Raw genomic sequence first — 19,522 nt, forward strand, 5'->3', positions numbered from 1 at the left:
ATGGACTACAAGGATTTGGTCGTGACCGCGTCCGCCTTTTTGGGCGGCGTTCTCGGGGGCACGGTCGGTGGAATTCTCGGACTCGGTGCGGGTATCGTCGTCGGTGCGGGGGTGAGTGCAGTGTGGGCGTACGAGACCGACCGACGAAATGTACGAGAAACGTAGCAAGAGAGTAGCACTCTATCAATCATGCTCTGGATACCTCCCGAAGAGTCATGGTTTTTGCATACGACACGTCTTCAATGAACCGAAGGCGCGTACTCGCTCTCGTCGGAGCGAGCGCCAGTGTTTCGGGCGGATACGTCGCGTGGAACTGGTATCAAGCGCCGTCCCTGCCGGACGGAATGGACGTCGAAACGCTGTACGTTAGCGGAGACGTGTTCGGCGAGCCAGCACCGCCTGATCGCGATCTCGGCTGGAGAGAAGAGCGATACAGGATTATCCGAGATGAGGATATGGGAACGGACGAGATTTCCTTCGACGATTCTGCGATCGCATTTGCCGAAGAAACCGACTTCGACGCCTCGTCTCTCATACTCGTCCAGACGGGAATGCAAACAGAGCCCGATCTCGCACTCGAGGCGATCTCCCGCACCGACGGCGGACTTCACCTCGACGTAACCGTCAAACACCCGTGGTGGCGGGGCGTGAACGACGATTTGGGAATCCACTCGCTGCTCGTCAGGGTCACTGACGAACGAGACGACGCCCTCGAGTCGGTTTCGGTGGCTATCGAGGGATACATCTAGACCTCTATGGAGATTACGACGTCGGCGACGGGTAGCACACCTACGCGAACTTCTGCACGGTGACCTCGAGCGTATCGAGATCCACGATGGGCGCGTAGCCGGAGTCGGGGTCGATGTTGACGCTCTTCTGGAAATCCGTCTGGGCCTGCCAGCACCCGGAGTTGATCGCGAGCACGTTGTGGTACTTTCCGAACCCGAGTTTGTGGACGTGGCCGGTGTGGAAGATGTCGGGTACCTCGTCGATGATCAGGTGGTCCTTCTCCTCTGGGGCGAGGCGGGTGTGGCCCCCGAACTGAGGCGCGACGTGGCGTTTTTTCAGGAGGTGGTACATCGCCTTGTGTGGGTCGTCGTAGCTCGCTTTCTCCGCAGGAAGCTCGGCGATGACCTCGTCCAGACTGACGCCGTGGTACATCAGGACGGAGACGCCCTCGACGGTGACCATCGCGGGGTTGCTCACGATCTGTGCGTCGTGGGCGGTCATGATCTCGCGCAGGTTCTCGTCGAAGCCGGGCTGGGGCTCGGCCAGGCGAACCGCGTCGTGGTTGCCCGGGATCATCACGATCTCGAGGTCGCCCGGGACCTGCTTGAGGTACTCGCTGAAGCGCTCGTACTGGTCGTAGATGTCGATGATGTCGAGTTCCTCGTCCTGGTTCGGGTAGATCCCGACGCCCTCGACCATGTCGCCGGCGATGAGCAGGTACTCGACGTGCTGGGCGTCTTCGGTGTGGAGCCAGTCGGTAAAGCGGTTCCAGGCGTCGTGCATGAACTCCTGGCTGCCGACGTGGACGTCGCTGATGAGCGCCGCCTGGACGTGGCGGTCGGCCGTCGAGGGCTGGTGGGTGCGGGGGACGTCCGGGAAGTACATCGAGTCGACGAAGGCGATACCCGCGTCGTCCGAGAGCGTTCCCTCCATCGCGAGCACCTCGTCACAGAGCAACTCGTCGACCAGGTCGGCGTAGTCGCGGTCTTTCATCACCAGCCACGGGAAGGTCCCGGTGGCGTCCTCGAGTTCGATCAGCCAGTGGCCGCTGGCCGTCGAGCGAATGTCGTTGACCAGCCCGACCATCCCGACCTCGCCGCCGCCGGGCATCGACTGGATGGCGGTCGCTGGACGGTGGTTGACCCGACCCTGGAGTTTGCCGCCGAGGCGCTCGAGGCGGTCGCGAAAGACTGCCACGAAGTCCTCGTACTCGCCGGTGCCGGTACTTTGGCCGGTCATGTCGTTGGCGACGTCGATCGACTGCCGACTCGGGTCGAGCGGTGTTCTCGGAGCGGAATCCCCCTTCGTTTCGACTGGAGCGCTACCCTCGCCCTGTGGCGATACGTCGGCGGTGGTTCCAGTCGAAATAGGGGGGTCCTGGCGAGCGGACGTCGCCTCGCTCGAGGCAGGCTGGTCGATTGCGCCGTCGAGCACCGTCCTGACGTCCTCGGTCCGAAGGACGAGCGCGTTCTCGGGGGCGGCGTCGATAGCGCGTTCGAGGACGCCGGCGGGATCGTCCGCGGTGGCGATGAGCGTCACCGCCTCGCGGTCGGCGTTGTAGCCGCGGCTGGTGAGTTCGCTGACGATCCGGGCCGGCCCCTCGAGTGGCACGTCCTGCGTATTCGCGAGTGACGATAAAAGGATGGCGGATACGACCGTCCGTTCGAGCGACGACCTGTCGGCGTGGGAACGCGACTCACCCTCGAACAGAAAATTGATTGCCGCGTCCCCCAAACCGGGAGTCGATGAGCGGTGACGGCGGCGACGACGAACGCGAGAACTCGAGTGAGCGCGCCGACCGCACCGGGCCGGAACGCCCGAACGACCGGGCGGACGGCGATCAGTCGAGGGACGATGGTACCGAACGGGCCGACTCGGGTCGACTACCTGCAGAAGACGACTCGAGTGCGGGCCGAGGCGAATCTCCGTCGCCGGGGCAGGCGTCCGGCGATGGTGGCGATAGAGACGGTGTCCATAGCGGTGGTGACAACGTTGGTAGCGGCGGTAGCGGTGGCGGTGCCGATGGCGGCGGCGGTAGCGGCTACGGCGACATTGGTAGCGGTAGTGGTGACGACGACGTCGGTAACGCAGGCGGTGACAGCGATGGCGGTGTCGACGTGTCCGAAGGCCAGTCGACGCTCGCCAGCCAGACGACCCGGGAGCGCGACCGGACACCGCCACCGCCACAACGGGCGCGGCCGGACGACGACCGGGTGACGATCGAAGACGACGGCCCGATCCGCTGGTTCCTCCGGACCAACAACGGCACCGTCGTCGCCGTCCGCGACGTGCTGAGCAGCGTCGCGCTCGTGGCCGTCATCGGCCTGGTGCTCTTTGGCATCAGCGGCATCTGGCCGCCGCTGGTCGCCGTCGAGAGCGGGAGCATGGAACCCAACATGGAACGCGGGGACATGATCTTCGTCGTCGCCGAGGATCGGTTCGCCGGCGACGATCCGGTCGACGGAACTGGAATCGTCACCCGCGAGGCTGGTCTCGAGAACGGCCACGAGAAGTTCGGTGGGGCCGGCGACGTGATCATCTTCCGGCCGAACGGCAACGCACGCGAGACGCCGGTGATCCACCGCGCCCACTTCTGGGTCGAGGCCGACGAGAACTGGGTCGACGGGCAAGCGAATCCGGAGTTCGTCAACGGCGCCAGTTGCGAGCGTGTTCGGGCCTGCCCGGCCCCCCACGACGGGTTCGTCACGAAGGGCGACGCCAACAGCGGCTACGACCAGACGGCGAACGTCGGCGCCGATACGTCGGTCGTCAAGCCCGAGTGGACCACCGGCAAGGGCATGTTCCGTATCCCGTGGCTCGGGCACGTTCGGCTGAGCTTCGAGAAACTCTTCCCGTTCGCGGTGATTCCGGACGTCTCGAGCAGCCTCTCCCTCCTTTCACCGACGCTTCTCGGAATGATCGGCGCAATTGGATTCGCGTATCCGCCTCGTTCGAGGCGGCGCTGACCGTCTCGACGCAGATCGTCCCGACGCTGACCGGCCGATTCGTGCGCCGCCTCGATTCGTGTTTCGTATTGTGTATCACCTTCAGACTCAAACTCGCCCGAACGTCTCGTTCGAGATACGCACCGGCGACGGTGTCGGCCCCGAGAGCGTGAGGTCGGATTCGGTCCGGACGCGGAGCCGTCTCCCGGTTCGCCGCTGTCGGCGTTCGGTTCGGCCCTCGCTTCGGTCCGACTCGCGGCCGAAGGCCGCCTGCCAGGACGACGGCAGCTCGCGAACGCGCTTTTCGACGGTCGTTTCTCCAACGCCGTCGGCTTCCTCGTAGCCCAGTTGCGTTCGTTCGGTCGTGCGTTCCGCCGTGAGTTCCGTCGTGAGCGACCCCTCGGGTTCGCGTTCGACCGTATCGGTCGCCTCGAGTTCGCGGGCGACGCGCCCGAGTTCGTCGAAGAGTTCGCTCGCGATGGTGTCGTCGGCGTCGATGGCGTCGTCGGTCGTGGGGTCGTGAGCACCGTCACCGATGGCGGCGTCGGCGAGCAGGTCGTCTGGCGAGTCGACGTCGAAGGCGTCGAGTACAGCGTCCGGATCGGGCGTGACGTCGTCGAAGACGTCCGAGGCGTCAGAGGCGTCCGGCTCGTCCCTGGGGTAGTCGCTCATAGCTACTCGAGCGCTCTACCCCGCCCCTATTGGTTAGTCTCCTGTTAACCACTGTTTCGACGCGACTGCGGGCGCTCTCCGTTTCGTTTGCCAGTGCCTAACGTGGTGGCGCCCAGGCCGATTTCTCCCCGTCGATTACTCGAGTCCGTCGCCGTCCAGCCGAAACACGGCCCGCGTCTTCTCGTCGGTCCGATCGGTCTCGACCCGGGTTACCGTCGCGTCAACCTCGAACTCGCGGGCCAGTCCCTCGAGGATGCCGTGGGCCATCGCCGGGTGATCGCGGTGTGAGCGGTACGTGACCTGGAGACCCGATTCGGTCGACTCGCATGACACCGTCGGCGGTCGGTTCTCGGCCGACTTCGCTGCGAGTGCGGCGCCAATCTCTTCGAGCGCCTCGAGGAGGTCGACGAGCGACCAGTCGTCTCGCCAGTGCGCGCGGAAGTTCTGGAGCAACGCGGGAGCAAGCGTTCGGCCGAAGTCGCGCTCGACGGCGGCCACCTCGTGACCCGACAACTCGGCGACGGTCTCGAGAATCGTCGCGATCTCCTCGTCGGGGTAGTGCGAGACCGGCAGGTAGAGCCGGGGATCGATCCCCGAGCGCTCGAGGACGACCGCCCAGCTCGCTTCGTCGGTCTTCTCGACGACGTAGGTCTTCAGCGTCTGGTGGACGAGTCCGTGCATCTGAGACGAGTGTGTGTCGCGTAGTCGATGATTCGTCGGTACCCCCGGCGTGTCTCTGGTGAATCTCCAGTGAGTCTCTGGTGAACCTCCGCCGAATCTCCCGTTCGAATCGATGATTCGACCCAACCGTAATATGTCGTTCGACTCATGGGTCTTCGACCGTCCGTTCGCGGCAATTTTCCCGGTGATCCGAGATCAGTCGAGGTAGCCCGCGCTCTCGAGCGCCTCGGCGACGACTGGCGCGACGGAGACGGCACTCGCCGGTCGCTCGAGGGTGTCGGTGCCGTAGACGGCCTCGACCCCGGCGTTCGAGAGCCGCGTGTAGGCGTTCCGGACGAGTAGCGGGTGGACGCAGGTGACGAAGACGCGCCCGACGCCGCGCTCGCCGAGGACGGCGACGGCTTCGCTCATCGTGCCCCCGGTGGCGATGATGTCGTCGACGACGACGACATCTCGATTCGCGACGTCGACGTCGCTCGGGGAGATCTCGACGTCGGTGCCGGAGCGGCGGGTCTTCTCGAAGTAGTCAGTCTCCCCGCGACCGTAGGCATCGCAGACGGTTTCGGCCAGCTCGATCGCCCCAGAGTCGGGGGAGAGAAAGACCGGCTCCTCGAGATCGGCCGGAAGCGGGTCGGCGAGGACGCTCGCGGCGTCGACGGGCGTCGCCGTCGGTTCGAAGAATCCACAGACGGATTTCTCGTGCGGGGTGACGACGAACGTCGCGTCGGCGCCGGTCGAAATCGACCGGGCGACGGCGCGCGCCGAGATCGGCTGGCCGGGCTCGAACGCCCTGTCCTGGCGGCCGTAGCCCATGTACGGGACGACGGTGACGACCTCGGACGCGCCGGCCTCCCGGGCGGCGTCTTGGAGACAGAGCAGTTCGACGTGGGCGTCGCTCGAGGCTGTCGCGGCGACGACGACGACGCGCTCACCCGCCAGGTCCGTCGACTCGCCCTCGAGGCTGACGAACAGTTCGCCGTCGGGGAAGCGGTCGTAGGCGACGCTGGCGAGCGTCGCGTCGCGTTCGCGGGCCAGGGCAGCCGCGAGCGCCTGGGAACTCGAGGCGCTGACGATGGTGGTCATACGCGTGGAAAGCGCGCCCGTGGTAAAACCCGTTTTCGTTCGTCGCTCCCGTCGTCCTCGTCTTCGCTTCTTCCCGCGGTCGTCGACTCGAGTTCCTACTCGTCGCTCTCGTTCCCTTTCTCGGCGTCTTGGGCGGCCTCGATGTCCACGTCGCCCGATCCGCAGGGGCCGCCTTCAGTGACGCCGGCGATGCGAACCGTGCCGTCCCGGCGGACCAGGACGATGAGGTTGAGGCAGTCGGGCTCGCTCCAGTTCGCCGGCGTCACCTGCGTGAAGTCTCCGCCGTCGATGCGGGCGGTCACCCGGAAGTCGCCCCGTTCGTCGGGCCAGTCGGCCTCTAGCGTGGCGCCGCCGGTTTCGTCGTCGAACTCGTGGGTCGACCAGTGGGAGATTTCGCCGTCGTACTCGACGAGGACGTCGACTGTGTGGTCTACGTCGTCGAGGTTCTCGACGGTGATTTCGCCGAGGCGCGTTCCGGTCGGTGCCGGTTCCTCGCCGTCGTCCGGTTCGTCCCCGTTTCCGTTCCCGTCACCTTCGTCGGCCGATCCCAGACAGCCAGCGGTCGCCATTGCACCGGCGATCCCTGATGCCGCGAGCACCCGTCTGCGTGTCAATCCGGTCATATTCGAGCGAATGGGGTGCCCTACTGATAACTCCCCGTCAGACGCTCGTCTGACGCCGTCCGCGGCCACTCAGGCTCGCTCGAGCGGAACGACCATCGCGGCGATGCCGCGGACGCCGATCGCGTGAGGCCGCCAGCGGGACTCGGTTTCAGGTCCCCGACCAGGGTCGGCCACCAGAACGGTTCCGTCCTCGGTAACCGCGTAGACGCCCTCGCCGTAGGCGACGTCTACGAGGTCGGGGTCCGGCGCTTCGAGGCGCTGCCAGCCGTTCTCGCTCTCCGTTTCGGGGTCCGCCCCGCCCGTGCCGTGTTCGTACACTGCGTCGCCCAGCGCGTGGGCGCGAGCGAGCGATCCGGGGTCGCTCAGCGGATCCGCCGCGACCCGATCGAACGGTCCCTCGAGATCGCGCATCCAGCCGTTACCGAGGCGGTAGAGGCCGTCTGCGGTCGCCGCCAGGGGGACGCCGGCGGCGGAGACGTCGCGGACCGCCGAGAGTCCGGCGTGTGCGAGCCGGGTTCCCGAGTGCCGGTAAACGCCTGCGTCCGTCGCGAGGAGGTCGCCGTCTGCGGCCCGGACAGTCGGTTCCTCGGGCGCCTTTGCGTCGGCAAACGCGAGGTCGCGCCAGTCGCCCGCCGCGAAGACCTCGAGGTCCAGACTGCCCGCCCGGCCGTACGCTTCCGCGGCCAGCAGCGTCTCGTCGCGTATTCCGACGGCGTCGGCGGGACCGAAGTCGGTTCGAGCGAACGCGGGCTCCTCGGACTCGCTCGACAGGTCGCAGACAAGGACGTCCTCGTCGGTCGCGACGGCCAGCCAGCCGACGCCCGCCGCGAGGTCGCGGGCGGTACTGCGCTCGAGCAGCGAGAACTCGCCGACGGCGTCCCCTGAAATCAGCACGCGGACGACGCCCATCTCGGCCGCGACGTAGGCCGCCGTCGTTCCCTCGCGAGCGCCGTAGACGCGTTTTTCGTCGATCGAGACCATACCTCGAGTCGGGCGGCGTGGGCCGAAAGGCTTGCTGTCTACTGTCATTCTCCAAGGCTGTCCGAATACTATAAAAATCATAGTGAGGAAGGGGGAGGGGTGGATAGCCGGCGGACTGGGGACAGCCCGTGAACGTGCGGCCGTCTGGAGCACTCGAGCGTGCTCGAAGCCGACCAGACCGCTTCGGAACCACTTTGACCTCGCCCGCTAGAGTTCCCGGCAATGAAGGTATTCGGATCGAGCGGGACCCGCGGCGTCGCCAACGAGGAACTGACGCCGGCGTTCGTGCTCCGGGTCGCCAAAGCGGCGGGGACCGCCTGGGGGGTCGACCGGGTCGCAGTCGCTCGAGACACCCGGTACACGGGCCGGATGATGGCCGACGCGGCCACGAGCGGACTGGCGAGCACGGGGACGGACGTCGACCGCCTCGGAATCGTCCCCACGCCCGGTGCGCAGTTCTACGCCGAGCGCGAGGGAGTGCCGACCATCGTCATCACGGCCTCGCACAACCCGCCCCAGTACAACGGCGTCAAACTCGTGGGGAGCGACGGGGTCGAACTCGCGGTAGCCGACCTCGAGGAGATCGAACAGACCCTGCTCGGGGAGACGTTTTCGGTCGCGTCGTGGGACGAGACGGGCCGCGTCCGTGAGGTCGACGGCGTGCGTGAGGACTACGTCGACGAGTTGCTGGCGAACGTCGACCGCGAGAAGATCGCCGACGCCGGATTGACGGTCGCGCTCGATCCCGGTCACGGCGCCGGCTCGCTCACGAGCCCCGGCTTCTTCCGGGCGCTCGGCTGTCGCGTCGTCACGGTTAACGCCCAGGCCGACGGCCACTTCCCCGGCCGGGACCCGGAGCCGGTCAGCCAGAACCTCACCGATCTCGGTCGACTCGTCCGCGCGACCGACGCGGATCTCGGGATCGCCCACGACGGAGACGCCGACCGCGCCATCTTCTTCGACGAGACCGGCACCTACGTCGAGGGCGACGCCACCCTGGCCGCCCTCGCCGCCGCGGAACTCGAGCCAGACGACGTCACCGTCTCCGCGGTCAACGTCTCCCAGCGGCTGGTCGACGTGGCCAACGACGTCGGCGCCGATCTCGAGTTGACGCCGATCGGCTCGACGAACATCATCACCCGGATCGAGGAACTCGAGTTGAACGACCGCCACGTCCCGATCGCGGGCGAGGGCAACGGCGGGATCTTCTTCCCCGACTTCCGGCTGGCCAGGGACGGCGGCTACACCGCCGCGCGGTTCCTCGAACTCGTCGCCGACCGCCCGGTGAGCGGGATCGTGGCGCCCTACGACGGCTACGCGAACGTTCGCCGGAACGTCGCCTACGAGTCGACCGCCGAGCGCGACGCGATGCTCGACGCGGCGGCCAACCAGGCCCAGTCGTCCGACGCCGAGCTCAACACGCGCGACGGCTACCGGCTGGATTACGGCGACGCCTGGGTGCTCGCCCGGCCCTCGGGGACCGAACCGCTCGTCCGGATCTACGCCGAGGCACGCGAGCGAGAGCGGGCCGAGGCGCTCGTCACCGAGATGCACGAGGCGCTGGTCGAGGCGAAAGAGCGCGCCTGATCGGAATTTTTCCTTCGGACGCTCGAGGTGACGCATTCGTGCACGTTCGAGAACGACGCATTCGTGTACGCTCGAGCCCGAACGAAGCGTATGCGCGAGTTACTCGAGGCCGTAGCCGCGGGGAAGTGTTCGCCCGCCGAGGCCGAGGCCCAGCTCAGCGGATACGTCACGGGCGAAGCGGGCCGCTTCGATGCCGCCAGAGACACCCGTCGAGGGATTCCCGAGGCGATCCTCGCGGAGGGAAAGACACCGGAACAGGTCGCGAGCCTGGCAACGACCGCCCTCGAGACGACGGGCCGGGCGCTCGTGACCCGGCTCGAGGACGCCCACGTCGACGCACTCGAGGAACGCCTGGAGGAAACCGTCCCGGATGCCGCGGTCGACCGCCGGGGAACGACCCTCCTCGCGACCGCGGCGGATCACGACCGACCGGCGCTGGAGGCGACCGTGGCCATCGTCACCGCGGGCACGGTCGACGGGCCGGTCGCCGACGAAGCCGCCCTGGTCTGTGTCGACGCCGGCCTCGCGGTCGACCGGGTCGACGACGTGGGCGTCGCCGCGCTCACGCGACTGATCGACCAGGTCGACCGAGTGCGCGCGGCCGACGTGGCGATCGTCGCGGCCGGCCGCGAGGGGGCGCTCCCGACGGTCGTCGCGGGTCTCGTCGATACCCCCGTGATCGGCGTGCCGGTCTCGAGCGGCTACGGCCACGGCGGCGACGGCGAGGCCGCCCTGGCGGGAATGCTCCAGTCGTGTACCGTCCTCTCGGTCGTGAACGTCGACGCCGGCTTCATCGCCGGCGCGCAGGCGACGCTGATCGCTCGAGCGATCGACGACGCCCGAACCAGCGAGTCGTAAGTCGCAGTAACGAAAGATAATGTCCCTTTCTGTAAAAACTTGACAGCGTTTGGCAAAGGCTATTTATCGATCGGGCACTAATTCGAGATGCCGGCATCGTCCCGGCATACCATGCCAACGTGTACCCACTGCGGCGCGCACGTCTCCGAGCGCTTCGCACGCGTCTTTGCCGACGAAGACGGGAAGATCCACGCGTGTATCAGCTGTTCGGCCAACGCTGGGATCGCGGAAGCGGCGAGAGAGCGCGCCACCAGTTCCTGAGCGGTAAGCCCAGACGAACACCGGCGGACCCCACGCCGTAGCGAGGCTTTTTGATATCGCCCACCTTACTGATCGGCGAGTTCGATGACCGAGCGACACACGGTGTACGTCCTCGAGTGCGCCGACGGCAGCCTCTACACCGGCTACACGACTGACCTCGAGCGACGCGTCGACGAACACAACGCGGGAACGGGGGCGAAGTACACCCGTGGTCGCGGCCCCGTCGAGGTCGTCCACGTCGAACGCTACTCCTCGAGGTCGGCTGCCATGAGCAGGGAGTACGAGATCAAGCAGTTCGCGCGCTCGCGGAAGGAGCGGTTGGTCGGCCTCGAGAGTGAGCAAGTCGAGTAGGATGAGTAGGGTAAGTATATCGAGTAGAGCGAGTAGGGCAAGTAGGGCGAGAACGGCGCCGAAAACCATTTCGTCTTCGACCGGACGACTGGATTCCATCCCGGACGCTCCGGTGTGCGTGTACAGACTTTCTGTCGAAAACCATTAACTCACTTGCGGAGGTACGAACAGTGGTGTTTGGTAGCACCCAGCACGCTGCCGAACGCCGGTTACCGTTCGAACCACACGAGCGAGAGGGGGACCATGGCAACAGAAACACACGCACACGACGACACGAGGAGCGACATTGAGGAGACGCTCGGCATCGTTCCGGGCTTTCTCGATACGCTCCCGGAGGAGGCCCTCGACAACGAGTGGCCCACCATGAAGCGTTTCCTCTTCGGCGAGACGGCACTCGATCCGAAGACGCGCGAACTGGTCGGCCTCGCGGTGGCGGCCGCCATCGGCTGTGAGTACTGCCGACACTTCCACCGGGGGGTGGCACAGCTCCACGGCGCGACCGAGGCAGAACTCGCGGAACTGTCGTTCCTCGCGAGTTACACGCCGCGATACAGCGCGATGATCCAGGCACAGGACTACGATCTCGAGACCTTCTACGGGGAGGCCGAGCAAATCGCCGCCCACGTCCAGGACGGGGCGGCTGGCGACGACTGAGGGAGGCGACTGGCGGCAACGAACACACACATGACGACAGCACACAAACTCGACTGCGAATCGGCGGCAAACGATTGCCGATTCGTCGTCCAGTCCGAAGACGAGAGAGAGGCGATCGAACTGGCGAGAAATCACATGAAGGAGGTCCACGGGAAGGACTATACGGACGAGGAACTGCAGACCGAATACCTGCAATCGGTCTGAGTTCCGTCCGGCGGTTCGATTTTCACTCAGTCGCTGGTACCCGAGCCCGAACTCGACTCTGTACCTGCACCCGAACCCGAACTCGAGTCCGACGCTCTCGGTGTCGTCACCTCGGGTGAGATGAACGCGTACTCGACCAGCAGCCGGCCGAGTTTCTCGACGCGCTCCTCGAGGTCGGGGTCGACGAACGCCCGGCCGTCGATGGCGTTCGGGTCGGCCTCGAACTGACTGGACGCGTTCCGGATGCCGACCTGGTGTGGGAGGACCCAGCCGTGAACGCCCCGGACGGTGATCCGGAGGTGGTCCAGGGTCGACCCGTAGGTTCCGCCGCCGGCGGTCGCTAGCAGGCCGACAGTGGTGTCCTCGTACTCGTCCCAGCCGCAGTAGTCGTGGAAGTTCTTCAGGGCCCCGGAGTACGATCCGTGGTAGACGGGAGTCCCGAGGACGACCGCGTCGGCGTCGCGGACGAGCTGCTTCGCGGCGTCTCCGTCCCCCTGGCCGTCGACGTCGGGGTCGTAGACGGGGAGGTCGTACTCGCGGAGGTCGAGCAGCGTCGTTTCGGCGCCGGCGTCCGCTGCAGCCTCGAGGACGTACTGGAGGGCCGTCCGGGTCGTACTCTCCTCGCGGAGGCTCCCCGAGACGGCGACGACGTGTGGAGCGGCATCCATACGCGCTCTACCGGGTCGCGCGGTAAAACGGACTCGATACAGCCAGTCGTTACTTCTTCCGGCCGCGTCTCGGATCGACCGTGGTTCGACTGCGTTCTGGAATGACCGTAGTTTGACGGTGTCTCAAAACAACCGCGGTTCGGTGCTCGAGGCCGTCAGTCCTGGACTACCCGGACGTCACGCCGTTACCGTCACCTCGTGTGCGTGCGTCGGTTTTTTCGATCAGGGCGACGACGGTTCGCGTATGGATCCGGAGACGGAAACGGACGCGACGGCGGCCGACGACAGGGCAGCGATCTCCTTCGGCACCGACGGCTGGCGAGCCACGCTCGAGGAGTTCACCGCACCGCGTGTGCGGATGGTCGCCCAGGCTATCGCGACGACGCTCCGCGAGGAGGGGAAGACGGCGCCGGTCGTCGTCGGCTACGACGCCCGCGAGACCTCCCGCGGGTTCGCCGAGGAGGTCAGCCGCGTCCTGTGTGCCAACGGTTTCGACGTCCTGTTGAGCGACCGCGACCGGCCGACGCCGCTGTATGCCCACGCGGTCGTCGACCGGAACCTCTCGGCGGCGGTCGTGATCACGGCCTCGCACAACCCGCCGTCGTACAACGGCATCAAGTTCATCCCCGACGACGGCGCCCCGGCGCTCCCCCCGGTCATGGACGCCATCGCGGACTCGCTCGGCGTCCCCGATCCACTGCCCGAGGCGGAACACGGGTCGGTTCGCGAGGTCGACCTCGTCGACGCACACGCCGAGGCCTGTCTCGAGGTCGTTCGCTCAATTGCCGGGGATATCGACCCCGAAGACGCACTCGAGGGACTGCCCATCGCCTACGACGCGATGCACGGCAGCGGCCGGGGGACGACCGACGCCCTCCTGGAACGTGTCGGGGCGAGCGTCGAGCGCCTTCGGTGCTCTCGAGATCCGGAATTCGGCGGTGGCTCGCCCGAACCCGCGGCGGAGAACCTCGAGGAACTGGTCGAGGCGGTCACCGAGGGGGACGCAGCGCTCGGAATCGCCAACGACGGCGACGCCGACCGCGTGGCGGTCGTCACGCCCGATCGCGGTCTCCTCGACGAGAATCTCTTCTTCGCCGCGCTCTACGATTTCCTGCTCGAGTCGAACGACGGACCGGCGATTCGGACGGTGTCGACGACCTTCCTGATCGACCGGATTGCCGAGGCCCACGGTGAGTCGGTCCACGAGGTGCCCGTCGGCTTCAAGTGGGTCGCCGAGGCGATGGCCGATCACGACGCCCTCGTCGGCGGCGAGGAGTCGGGCGGGTTCACCGTCCGCGGCCACGTCCGCGAGAAAGACGGCGTCCTGATGGGCCTGCTCGCGGCCGTCGTGCACGCTGCGGAACCGATCGACGACCGGGTCGACCGCCTGCTCGAGACCCACGGCGACGTCACTCAGAGGAAAGTCAGCGTTGCCTGTCCCGACGACGAGAAGGCCGCTGTTCTGGCGGCGCTCGAGGACGAAATCCCCGACACGGTCGCGGGAACGCCGGTCGCGACCGTCAACACGGCCGACGGGTTCAAACTGACCCTCGAGGACGGCTCCTGGGTGCTCGTCCGCCCGAGCGGGACCGAACCGGTTCTGCGCGTCTACGCCGAAGCCGAGCGCGACGAGCGCGTTCGGGATCTACTCGAGGCAGGTGAGGAACTGCTCGAGCCGCTCGTCTGAAGCGGTGCGCGAATGCTCCCTCTCCCGCGGTAATCGTTCTCTTCCCCCGGTAACCGAACCCTTACGACGCGATTCGGGGCCAAGGTTTTTGCGACCGGTCGTGGCCCGTAGCCCATGGCCGACACGACGACCTACAAGGACGAACTCACGAGAGAGGAAGTGGCCGACCGGCTACAGGAACTCGCCCGCGAAATTCGAAGCGGTGGCGACGCCAACATCTCCGTCGGGAACAAGGTGGTGACGCTCTCGCCGGACGCCCAGGTCACCTACGACCTCGAAGTCGAGGAACGGTCCCCGATGCTCGGCGGCCGCCGCGAAGAGATCGATCTGACGCTGGCCTGGGGCGTAAAGAAGGAAACAGAGTGAGCGTCTCGAGCCCGGGGTTGCTCTCGCCGGGTTGATGATTATCCCTCGAGAACCCGTTTATCCGCTATGACGAAACACGACACCGAGGACGCGGCCTATATGGATCTGACGCCCGATAGCTGGCACCAGCACGACGGCAGCTACGCCATCGACTGCCCGGAGTGTGGGTCGTTGGCGTCGCTCTCGAACGTCATCGAGCACAACCGGTGTAACGGGTTCCTCGCTCGCCACTCCGAGGGCGAATCGGAGGGAACGGACTGTACGGCGAAGCTGTGGTTCGAACTGGGCTACAGCGAGGAACCGCCATCCTCGGACGAGAGCGCGACCGAGTCGACCGCGACCACGACGGCGGAGGACGACGACGTCGAGGACAAGCACGACAGTCCGGCGGGCACCGACGGCACGGTCGACGAGTCCCAGCGCGGGTGAGCGACGAGCCGTCGTCGCTGGATGGGGCCAGGACTCGCCTCGAGTTGGTCGGATCGGTCGCTCCCCTCGAGCCAGCCGGAACGGTCGGTCGTCCCGGGCCAGATAGACCGACCTCTTGTCCCGAGTGACCTCTACCGCACCGTTCGCGCACTGCTCGCGCTCAATTCACGCCGGCTCGCTTCACTCGCCTCGAGCCAACCGCGTCCCGATCTTCTCGGGGAGGCCCGCCTCGGCCACGGCCTGCTGGACGCGCTCGACGTCGTAGGCGACGCGACGCGTTTCTACCTCGAGCGCGTCGAGATCGAGGATGGCGTAGGCTGCCCGGGGGTCGCCGTCTCGCGGTTGGCCGACGCTGCCCGGATTCACAATGATCCCCTCGGCATAGCGTTCGACGTGCTGGACGTGGGTGTGACCGAGCACCAGCACCGACTCGTCCTCGAGCAGCCGCGGCGAGAAGTCCCGCGGGTACGTGTACCGGTCCGGATCCGCGGGGTGGCCGTGGACGATTTTCACCTGGCCATCGAACGCGAGGCGCTCGTCGGGTAACTCGGCGAGCCACTCCCGCTGGTCGTTGGTCAGGCGTTCGCGAGCGAGTTCGACCCCCGCCGCGGCCATCGCGTTGAACCGAAACGTCGTCTCTCGAGCGACCGCCCGGTCGTGGTTCCCCATCACCGTCGGCACCTCGAGGTCCCGTAGCCGGTCGACGCACTCGGCCGGCCAGGGGTTGTAACCCACGACGTCGCCCGCACAGACCAGCGCGTCGACGTCGGGGAGGTCCGCGAGGACGGCCTCGAGCGCGACGAGGTTCCCATGCACGTCAGAGCAGAGTCCGATCTGCATGGCTGGCACTACTGACGTGAGATACATGTATGTGCGGGCGAGCGAACGTTCCGGTCGAAACCGGCCACAACGGTTATGTCGCGGCTGTCAGCGGCCAGAACAGTAATGAGCGGGGCCTGTGATCCTTCGCCTAACGTCGACTCGACGTCGCCACCATGGAACCGAGTATCCCCGAATCGATCGAGGCACCGTCGAACGTGCTCCTCGTTCACGAAACGAACCAGCCAGTAGACGCCTGCCACGACCTCTGTCAGTCGTGTTCGGAGGTCGCCGAGTTGCGCGTCTCGTTCGCCGGGGCCCAGACGGACTGTCGGCCGACGGCCAGCGACGGTCCAGCAAAACTCGGCATCATCTCCGTGGGCGACGTCCTGCGTGCAGCCGAGGCTACCACGGGGCCGGATTACTCCGCCCCGTTCGTCGTCGATGCGATCGACGACCCGACCGATCTGTCGGCCCTCGGCGTCACAATCAGCGAATTCTGCGAGCAGTGGGGCGAGCAGTACCACGTCCGGATCTGCTTTCACTCCCTGGACATGCTCCTGCGCTACGCCCCGCCGAAGCAGGTGTTTCACTTCGCGTACGTCCTTACCAAACGACTCTCGAGCGTCGACGCGATCGCTCACTTCCACCTCGACCCGACGGCACACGAGGACCGCATCGTCGCGACGTTCGGCTCGATTTTCGACGAGGTGGTCGTCGACGAAAGCGTCCAGGACGACCTGCCGGAAGCGACCGACGAGGATGTCGCGGCGTTGCTGTCGAACTGGGACGACGATCACGAGTACGAGACCTGGCCGACGGTCGACCCGGCGGACTTCGACGAAGCGACCGACGACGACGTCGCTCGCGTGCTCGAGAACTGATTTTGCCTATCCGGTTCGTCGCTCGAAGCAACACTCGAGCGGCGACCACGTCGTCTCGAGGCGCCCTAGACGAACGCGACGCCGGTAATCGACAGTAACACGATTAGCAGCGCTCCGGGAACGCCGCCGAGGGCGACGATCACGAGCACGATCGGGGTGATGGTAATCTCGAAGACGAACAGCCACTGCACGGCCAGGAGGACGAGCAACCCGGCGACCGCGTTGGCGAAGAGCGGTCGAACGGTGTCGATGAGTCGAGAGGCGCCGAAGACGAACGCGAGAGCGACGACGAGGATCAGGATCTCGAGACCGGTGACCATGTCGGCTGACACACCACCAGAGGTGAAAAGCGCGTCCATTCACAAACGAAAGCCTTTACGCACCGCGCCCAGAAGTACGGACACGGGACCGTGGGTTAGCCTGGTATACTTCGGGCCTTGGGTGCCCGTGACCCCGGTTCAAATCCGGGCGGTCCCATCCTCTTATAAGGAAATTCGCGGAAAATCCGTCCATAGACGGGGTTTACAAACACCCTCTCAGTAGCCGTCGCCAGGGGTGGTCGCGGTGAGCCTCACCGTCGAACTCGAGCCACCCGTGTGCGAGTTTTGCGGGTGCTACATCCTCGAGGACGACCAGCCGTGCCCTGCCCTCGATGACGGGAGGTGTGCGCCATGACGGGCGTCCCAGCGCCGCTCGCCGACCTCGGGAAGGTGTTCATCCCGATCCCGCCGGGGGAGAAGGGAACCGATCGCGAGCGTACCGAGGAGACGCTCCTCGAGGCCGGTCACAATTACGGCATCGCCGCCCGGGGCGACCTCGCGATCCTCGACGAGGACGAACCCGGCGCCCTGGCCGACCTCGTCGATCGCCTCCCCGAGACGCCGTGGCAGGCGTCGGGCTCGCGCTCAAGCAACCACCGATTCCTGCTGGTGCCCGGCCTCGAAAACGACATCCCACTCGACGACCCCGAGACGGGCGAGAACCTGGGCCACATCAAGGCGGCCCCGCAGTCCTACGTCGTCGGCCCCGGCTCGCGCCACCCGTCGGGCAACTACTACGGCCCGCTGCGCGGCCCCGACGAACTCGCCACCATCGACGAGGATGACCTCCGCGACCTCATCGAACCCTGGATGACCGACGACGACGAGCCCGACCACGGCTACGCCCACGGGACCGGGCGGTGCACCCACGGTGACCGAGATCGGGACGCCGACGTCGGAGTGTACGACGTCCTCTCGCGGCGACGCTACCCCGAAGGCAAGCGACGCGAACACCCGTTCCACGGCTCGAGCACCGGCTCGAACTTCATGGTAAGCGAGGACGGCGAGACCTTCCGCTGCTGGCGCCACGGCGCCACGGGCAACGGCCTCCACCTACTCGGGATGGAACTGGGCGTGATCTCGTGCGGTGACTGGGTGCCCGGCGGGCTCTCGACGGACACCTGGCGCGAGGTGTTCGACACGGCGCGTGAACGCGGCTACGCCGACCAGCTCCCCGCCCCGATCGAGGCCGTCGAACCCGAGGACGTCGAACACCACGCCATCCTCCCGAACGCACTCCGTCACCGCGCGGTCACCGACGGCTGGGACTGGACCTCCGACGGCTACCGTGGCGAGGACGCCCTCACGATCGAGGCCGCCCGCGACCGGACCACCGACGCCATCACTAACGCCATCGAGCAGCGTGACGACGTGCTGATCGAGGCCCAGCCCACGATGGGCAAGACCTACGGCGCGGTCGCCGGCACCGCCCGGGCGGGCGAGCCCACCACAACCCTCACCTGCCGGGGCAACAACGAGCAGTACGAGAAGATCGAGGGCGACGTCTCTGCTCGAGTGTTGAATCCACCAGCGGGTGCGGATCGAGACGAAATTGTAAACAACGATGTGGTGTTGGCCATCGAATTCGGTGAGTTCCGGTACGTGACGACTGGTGACGCCGAATCCACAGCCGAATCTCGAATGCTCGACGAGTGGGGAGACACCCTTGAGGCCGACGTGTATCAGGCCGGCCACCACGGGTCGGCGACCTCTTCGAGCGAGGCGTTCGTGAACGCCATTGATCCCGAGGTTGCAATCATCTCGAGCGCGTACGACTCCCAGTACGGCCACCCGAGTGACGTGGTCCTCGAGCGGTTTGCCGACCGTGGAATTAGCACGTACTGGACGCCCGTCCATGGGGATATTGTCGTTCGAACTGATGGGACGTCGTTCGAAGTCCAGACGAGCGAGTCGTTCTCGACCAATGCAGCGGATATCCGCGAGGCAAAACCCGAGTCTGATGAAAGTGAGACGAGCGCCAGGGCACCGCGCCCAGTTGGCACAGCGATCGATGCCAGTGGATTTGATGAGGCTGTCGCCCCTGCTCTGGGGTAAGACATGACCGAGACCTACACTGGGATCGTGGACCGAATCGAGGATGACGAAACCGCCGTGATCCTGCTCGAGGAAGACAACCAGGTGGTTGACGAGAAAACGGTGGCCGTTGACCGCTTACCAGCGCCCGCTCAGACGAGCGGAAGTGCCCTCACAATCTCTCTCGAGGACGGAAACGTGGTCTCGATAGCCTATCAACCGAACACGACACACGAGCGTCGTGAGTCCGTACGGGCGAAATTGGATCGTCTCTCTTCGCGGTTATCTGACCGCGAGGAATGAGTTTGTGAGGTTGCGAAATAGACATACTGCCATTTTGGATTTGTTAAAACTCTTTGGTTGTGACAGGTTATGGTAGTTGTGCTGAATACAAAGTGCGAATGTCGCACGAGGGCTGGCTCGATTTGCGAAGGTAATGACCGATAAGTATAGGTGGTGGATGTACCATTACACTCGAGGTACAAGCGCTGCACCCGCGAACGACCAGCGGGAGCGAGCGGCTTTTTAGCGTAGATTTTTGGAGGAGCGATGAACGAGCAACGCGAGCGAACCCGACGAGAAAAGGTACGTGTGATTGTGTGGTTCGCGCTCAAATACTGCTGCAAAATAGGTGTCAACAGCACCCAGGTCGTACCGTTCCTACCCGTCGACACCGCCCCCAGTCC

24 protein-coding genes and 1 tRNA gene are annotated in these 19,522 nt (G+C 65.9%); 16 read left to right on the plus strand and 9 right to left on the minus strand.

Annotation, left to right across the window (positions count from 1 at the left end; all coding sequences use genetic code 11):
* Positions 1-165 carry a hypothetical protein gene (locus AC6I65_RS01205; RefSeq protein WP_497902289.1) on the plus strand — a complete coding sequence of 55 codons (165 nt, stop codon included), beginning with the start codon at positions 1-3 and terminating at the stop codon, positions 163-165.
* A gap of 77 nt (positions 166-242) precedes the next feature.
* Complete coding sequence (locus tag AC6I65_RS01210; RefSeq protein ID WP_497902290.1) at positions 243-749, plus strand: hypothetical protein; 507 nt, start codon at positions 243-245, stop codon at positions 747-749.
* Positions 750-789: 40 nt separating this feature from the next.
* On the opposite strand, the gene AC6I65_RS01215 is transcribed toward AC6I65_RS01210, so the two are convergent.
* Positions 790-2,340 carry a DNA-directed DNA polymerase II small subunit gene (locus tag AC6I65_RS01215; RefSeq protein WP_497902291.1) on the minus strand — a complete coding sequence of 517 codons (1,551 nt, stop codon included), beginning with the start codon at positions 2,338-2,340 and terminating at the stop codon, positions 790-792.
* Positions 2,341-2,474: 134 nt separating this feature from the next.
* Here AC6I65_RS01215 and AC6I65_RS01220 point away from each other — a divergent pair, with 134 nt between their 5' ends.
* Complete coding sequence (locus AC6I65_RS01220; RefSeq protein ID WP_497902292.1) at positions 2,475-3,695, plus strand: S24/S26 family peptidase; 1,221 nt, start codon at positions 2,475-2,477, stop codon at positions 3,693-3,695.
* 87 nt (positions 3,696-3,782) lie between these two features.
* Here the strand turns inward: AC6I65_RS01220 and AC6I65_RS01225 are convergent, their stop codons facing one another.
* The 5 genes from AC6I65_RS01225 to AC6I65_RS01245 all read right to left on the minus strand — a co-directional run bounded on the left by AC6I65_RS01225 (position 3,783) and on the right by AC6I65_RS01245 (position 7,714).
* Positions 3,783-4,346, minus strand: a complete 564-nt coding sequence (locus AC6I65_RS01225) for a hypothetical protein (RefSeq protein ID WP_497902293.1) — start codon at positions 4,344-4,346, stop codon at positions 3,783-3,785.
* 135 nt (positions 4,347-4,481) lie between these two features.
* Positions 4,482-5,027, minus strand: a complete 546-nt coding sequence (locus AC6I65_RS01230; RefSeq protein WP_497902294.1) for a heme NO-binding domain-containing protein — start codon at positions 5,025-5,027, stop codon at positions 4,482-4,484.
* 195 nt (positions 5,028-5,222) lie between these two features.
* Entirely contained in the window at positions 5,223-6,110 is an 888-nt protein-coding gene (locus AC6I65_RS01235; protein ID WP_497902295.1) for a ribose-phosphate diphosphokinase, read from the minus strand.
* A 95-nt stretch (positions 6,111-6,205) separates the two neighbouring features.
* Positions 6,206-6,733: a hypothetical protein gene (locus tag AC6I65_RS01240; protein ID WP_497902296.1), complete on the minus strand. Its 528-nt coding sequence runs from the start codon at positions 6,731-6,733 to the stop codon at positions 6,206-6,208.
* 69 nt (positions 6,734-6,802) lie between these two features.
* A complete protein-coding gene (locus tag AC6I65_RS01245; protein WP_497902297.1) occupies positions 6,803-7,714 on the minus strand; it encodes an HVO_0234 family beta-propeller protein in 912 nt (303 codons plus the stop codon).
* Between the two features lie 222 nt (positions 7,715-7,936).
* On the opposite strand from AC6I65_RS01245, the gene glmM reads away from it, so the two are divergent.
* The 6 genes from glmM (at position 7,937) to AC6I65_RS01275 (ending at position 11,629) form a co-directional block, all read left to right on the plus strand.
* Positions 7,937-9,301, plus strand: a complete 1,365-nt coding sequence (gene glmM, locus AC6I65_RS01250; RefSeq protein WP_497902298.1) for a phosphoglucosamine mutase — start codon at positions 7,937-7,939, stop codon at positions 9,299-9,301.
* Between the two features lie 90 nt (positions 9,302-9,391).
* Entirely contained in the window at positions 9,392-10,159 is a 768-nt protein-coding gene (gene larB, locus AC6I65_RS01255; protein ID WP_497902299.1) for a nickel pincer cofactor biosynthesis protein LarB, read from the plus strand.
* 111 nt (positions 10,160-10,270) lie between these two features.
* Positions 10,271-10,420: a DUF7563 family protein gene (locus tag AC6I65_RS01260; protein ID WP_253431981.1), complete on the plus strand. Its 150-nt coding sequence runs from the start codon at positions 10,271-10,273 to the stop codon at positions 10,418-10,420.
* Positions 10,421-10,504: 84 nt separating this feature from the next.
* Positions 10,505-10,771, plus strand: a complete 267-nt coding sequence (locus AC6I65_RS01265) for a GIY-YIG nuclease family protein (RefSeq protein ID WP_497902300.1) — start codon at positions 10,505-10,507, stop codon at positions 10,769-10,771.
* A 243-nt stretch (positions 10,772-11,014) separates the two neighbouring features.
* On the plus strand, positions 11,015-11,425 hold the full coding sequence (locus AC6I65_RS01270; RefSeq protein WP_497902301.1) for a carboxymuconolactone decarboxylase family protein: 411 nt from the start codon (positions 11,015-11,017) through the stop codon (positions 11,423-11,425).
* Positions 11,426-11,455: 30 nt separating this feature from the next.
* Positions 11,456-11,629, plus strand: coding sequence for a DUF1059 domain-containing protein (locus tag AC6I65_RS01275; RefSeq protein ID WP_497902302.1), 174 nt, complete (start codon positions 11,456-11,458; stop codon positions 11,627-11,629).
* Positions 11,630-11,655: 26 nt separating this feature from the next.
* Here AC6I65_RS01275 and AC6I65_RS01280 read toward each other — a convergent pair whose 3' ends face one another.
* A complete protein-coding gene (locus tag AC6I65_RS01280) occupies positions 11,656-12,297 on the minus strand; it encodes an NADPH-dependent FMN reductase (protein ID WP_497902303.1) in 642 nt (213 codons plus the stop codon).
* Positions 12,298-12,541: 244 nt separating this feature from the next.
* Between AC6I65_RS01280 and AC6I65_RS01285 the strand changes: the two genes are divergently transcribed.
* The 3 genes from AC6I65_RS01285 to AC6I65_RS01295 all read left to right on the plus strand — a co-directional run bounded on the left by AC6I65_RS01285 (position 12,542) and on the right by AC6I65_RS01295 (position 14,779).
* On the plus strand, positions 12,542-13,984 hold the full coding sequence (locus AC6I65_RS01285) for a phosphoglucomutase/phosphomannomutase family protein (protein ID WP_497902304.1): 1,443 nt from the start codon (positions 12,542-12,544) through the stop codon (positions 13,982-13,984).
* A 114-nt stretch (positions 13,985-14,098) separates the two neighbouring features.
* The gene (locus AC6I65_RS01290) at positions 14,099-14,350 is read left to right on the plus strand and encodes an amphi-Trp domain-containing protein (protein ID WP_497902305.1); all 252 of its coding nucleotides are present in this window, start codon (positions 14,099-14,101) and stop codon (positions 14,348-14,350) included.
* 66 nt (positions 14,351-14,416) lie between these two features.
* Positions 14,417-14,779, plus strand: coding sequence for a hypothetical protein (locus tag AC6I65_RS01295; RefSeq protein ID WP_497902306.1), 363 nt, complete (start codon positions 14,417-14,419; stop codon positions 14,777-14,779).
* A 180-nt stretch (positions 14,780-14,959) separates the two neighbouring features.
* Here AC6I65_RS01295 and AC6I65_RS01300 read toward each other — a convergent pair whose 3' ends face one another.
* On the minus strand, positions 14,960-15,619 hold the full coding sequence (locus AC6I65_RS01300; protein WP_497902307.1) for a metallophosphoesterase family protein: 660 nt from the start codon (positions 15,617-15,619) through the stop codon (positions 14,960-14,962).
* A gap of 155 nt (positions 15,620-15,774) precedes the next feature.
* On the opposite strand from AC6I65_RS01300, the gene AC6I65_RS01305 reads away from it, so the two are divergent.
* The gene (locus AC6I65_RS01305) at positions 15,775-16,482 is read left to right on the plus strand and encodes a DUF7504 family protein (protein WP_497902308.1); all 708 of its coding nucleotides are present in this window, start codon (positions 15,775-15,777) and stop codon (positions 16,480-16,482) included.
* 65 nt (positions 16,483-16,547) lie between these two features.
* Here AC6I65_RS01305 and AC6I65_RS01310 read toward each other — a convergent pair whose 3' ends face one another.
* A complete protein-coding gene (locus AC6I65_RS01310) occupies positions 16,548-16,802 on the minus strand; it encodes a pro-sigmaK processing inhibitor BofA family protein (RefSeq protein WP_253432005.1) in 255 nt (84 codons plus the stop codon).
* A gap of 84 nt (positions 16,803-16,886) precedes the next feature.
* On the opposite strand from AC6I65_RS01310, the gene AC6I65_RS01315 reads away from it, so the two are divergent.
* From AC6I65_RS01315 to AC6I65_RS01325, 3 genes are all read left to right on the plus strand, one after another.
* Positions 16,887-16,959, plus strand: a tRNA-Pro gene (locus AC6I65_RS01315).
* 194 nt (positions 16,960-17,153) lie between these two features.
* Positions 17,154-18,857 (plus strand): bifunctional DNA primase/polymerase, encoded by a 1,704-nt coding sequence (locus tag AC6I65_RS01320; protein WP_497902309.1) that lies wholly within the window; start codon positions 17,154-17,156, stop codon positions 18,855-18,857.
* A gap of 3 nt (positions 18,858-18,860) precedes the next feature.
* Positions 18,861-19,139 (plus strand): DUF3006 domain-containing protein, encoded by a 279-nt coding sequence (locus AC6I65_RS01325; protein ID WP_497902310.1) that lies wholly within the window; start codon positions 18,861-18,863, stop codon positions 19,137-19,139.
* Positions 19,140-19,522 lie beyond the last annotated feature (383 nt).

The organism is Natronosalvus sp. KLKA75, from assembly GCF_059736265.1.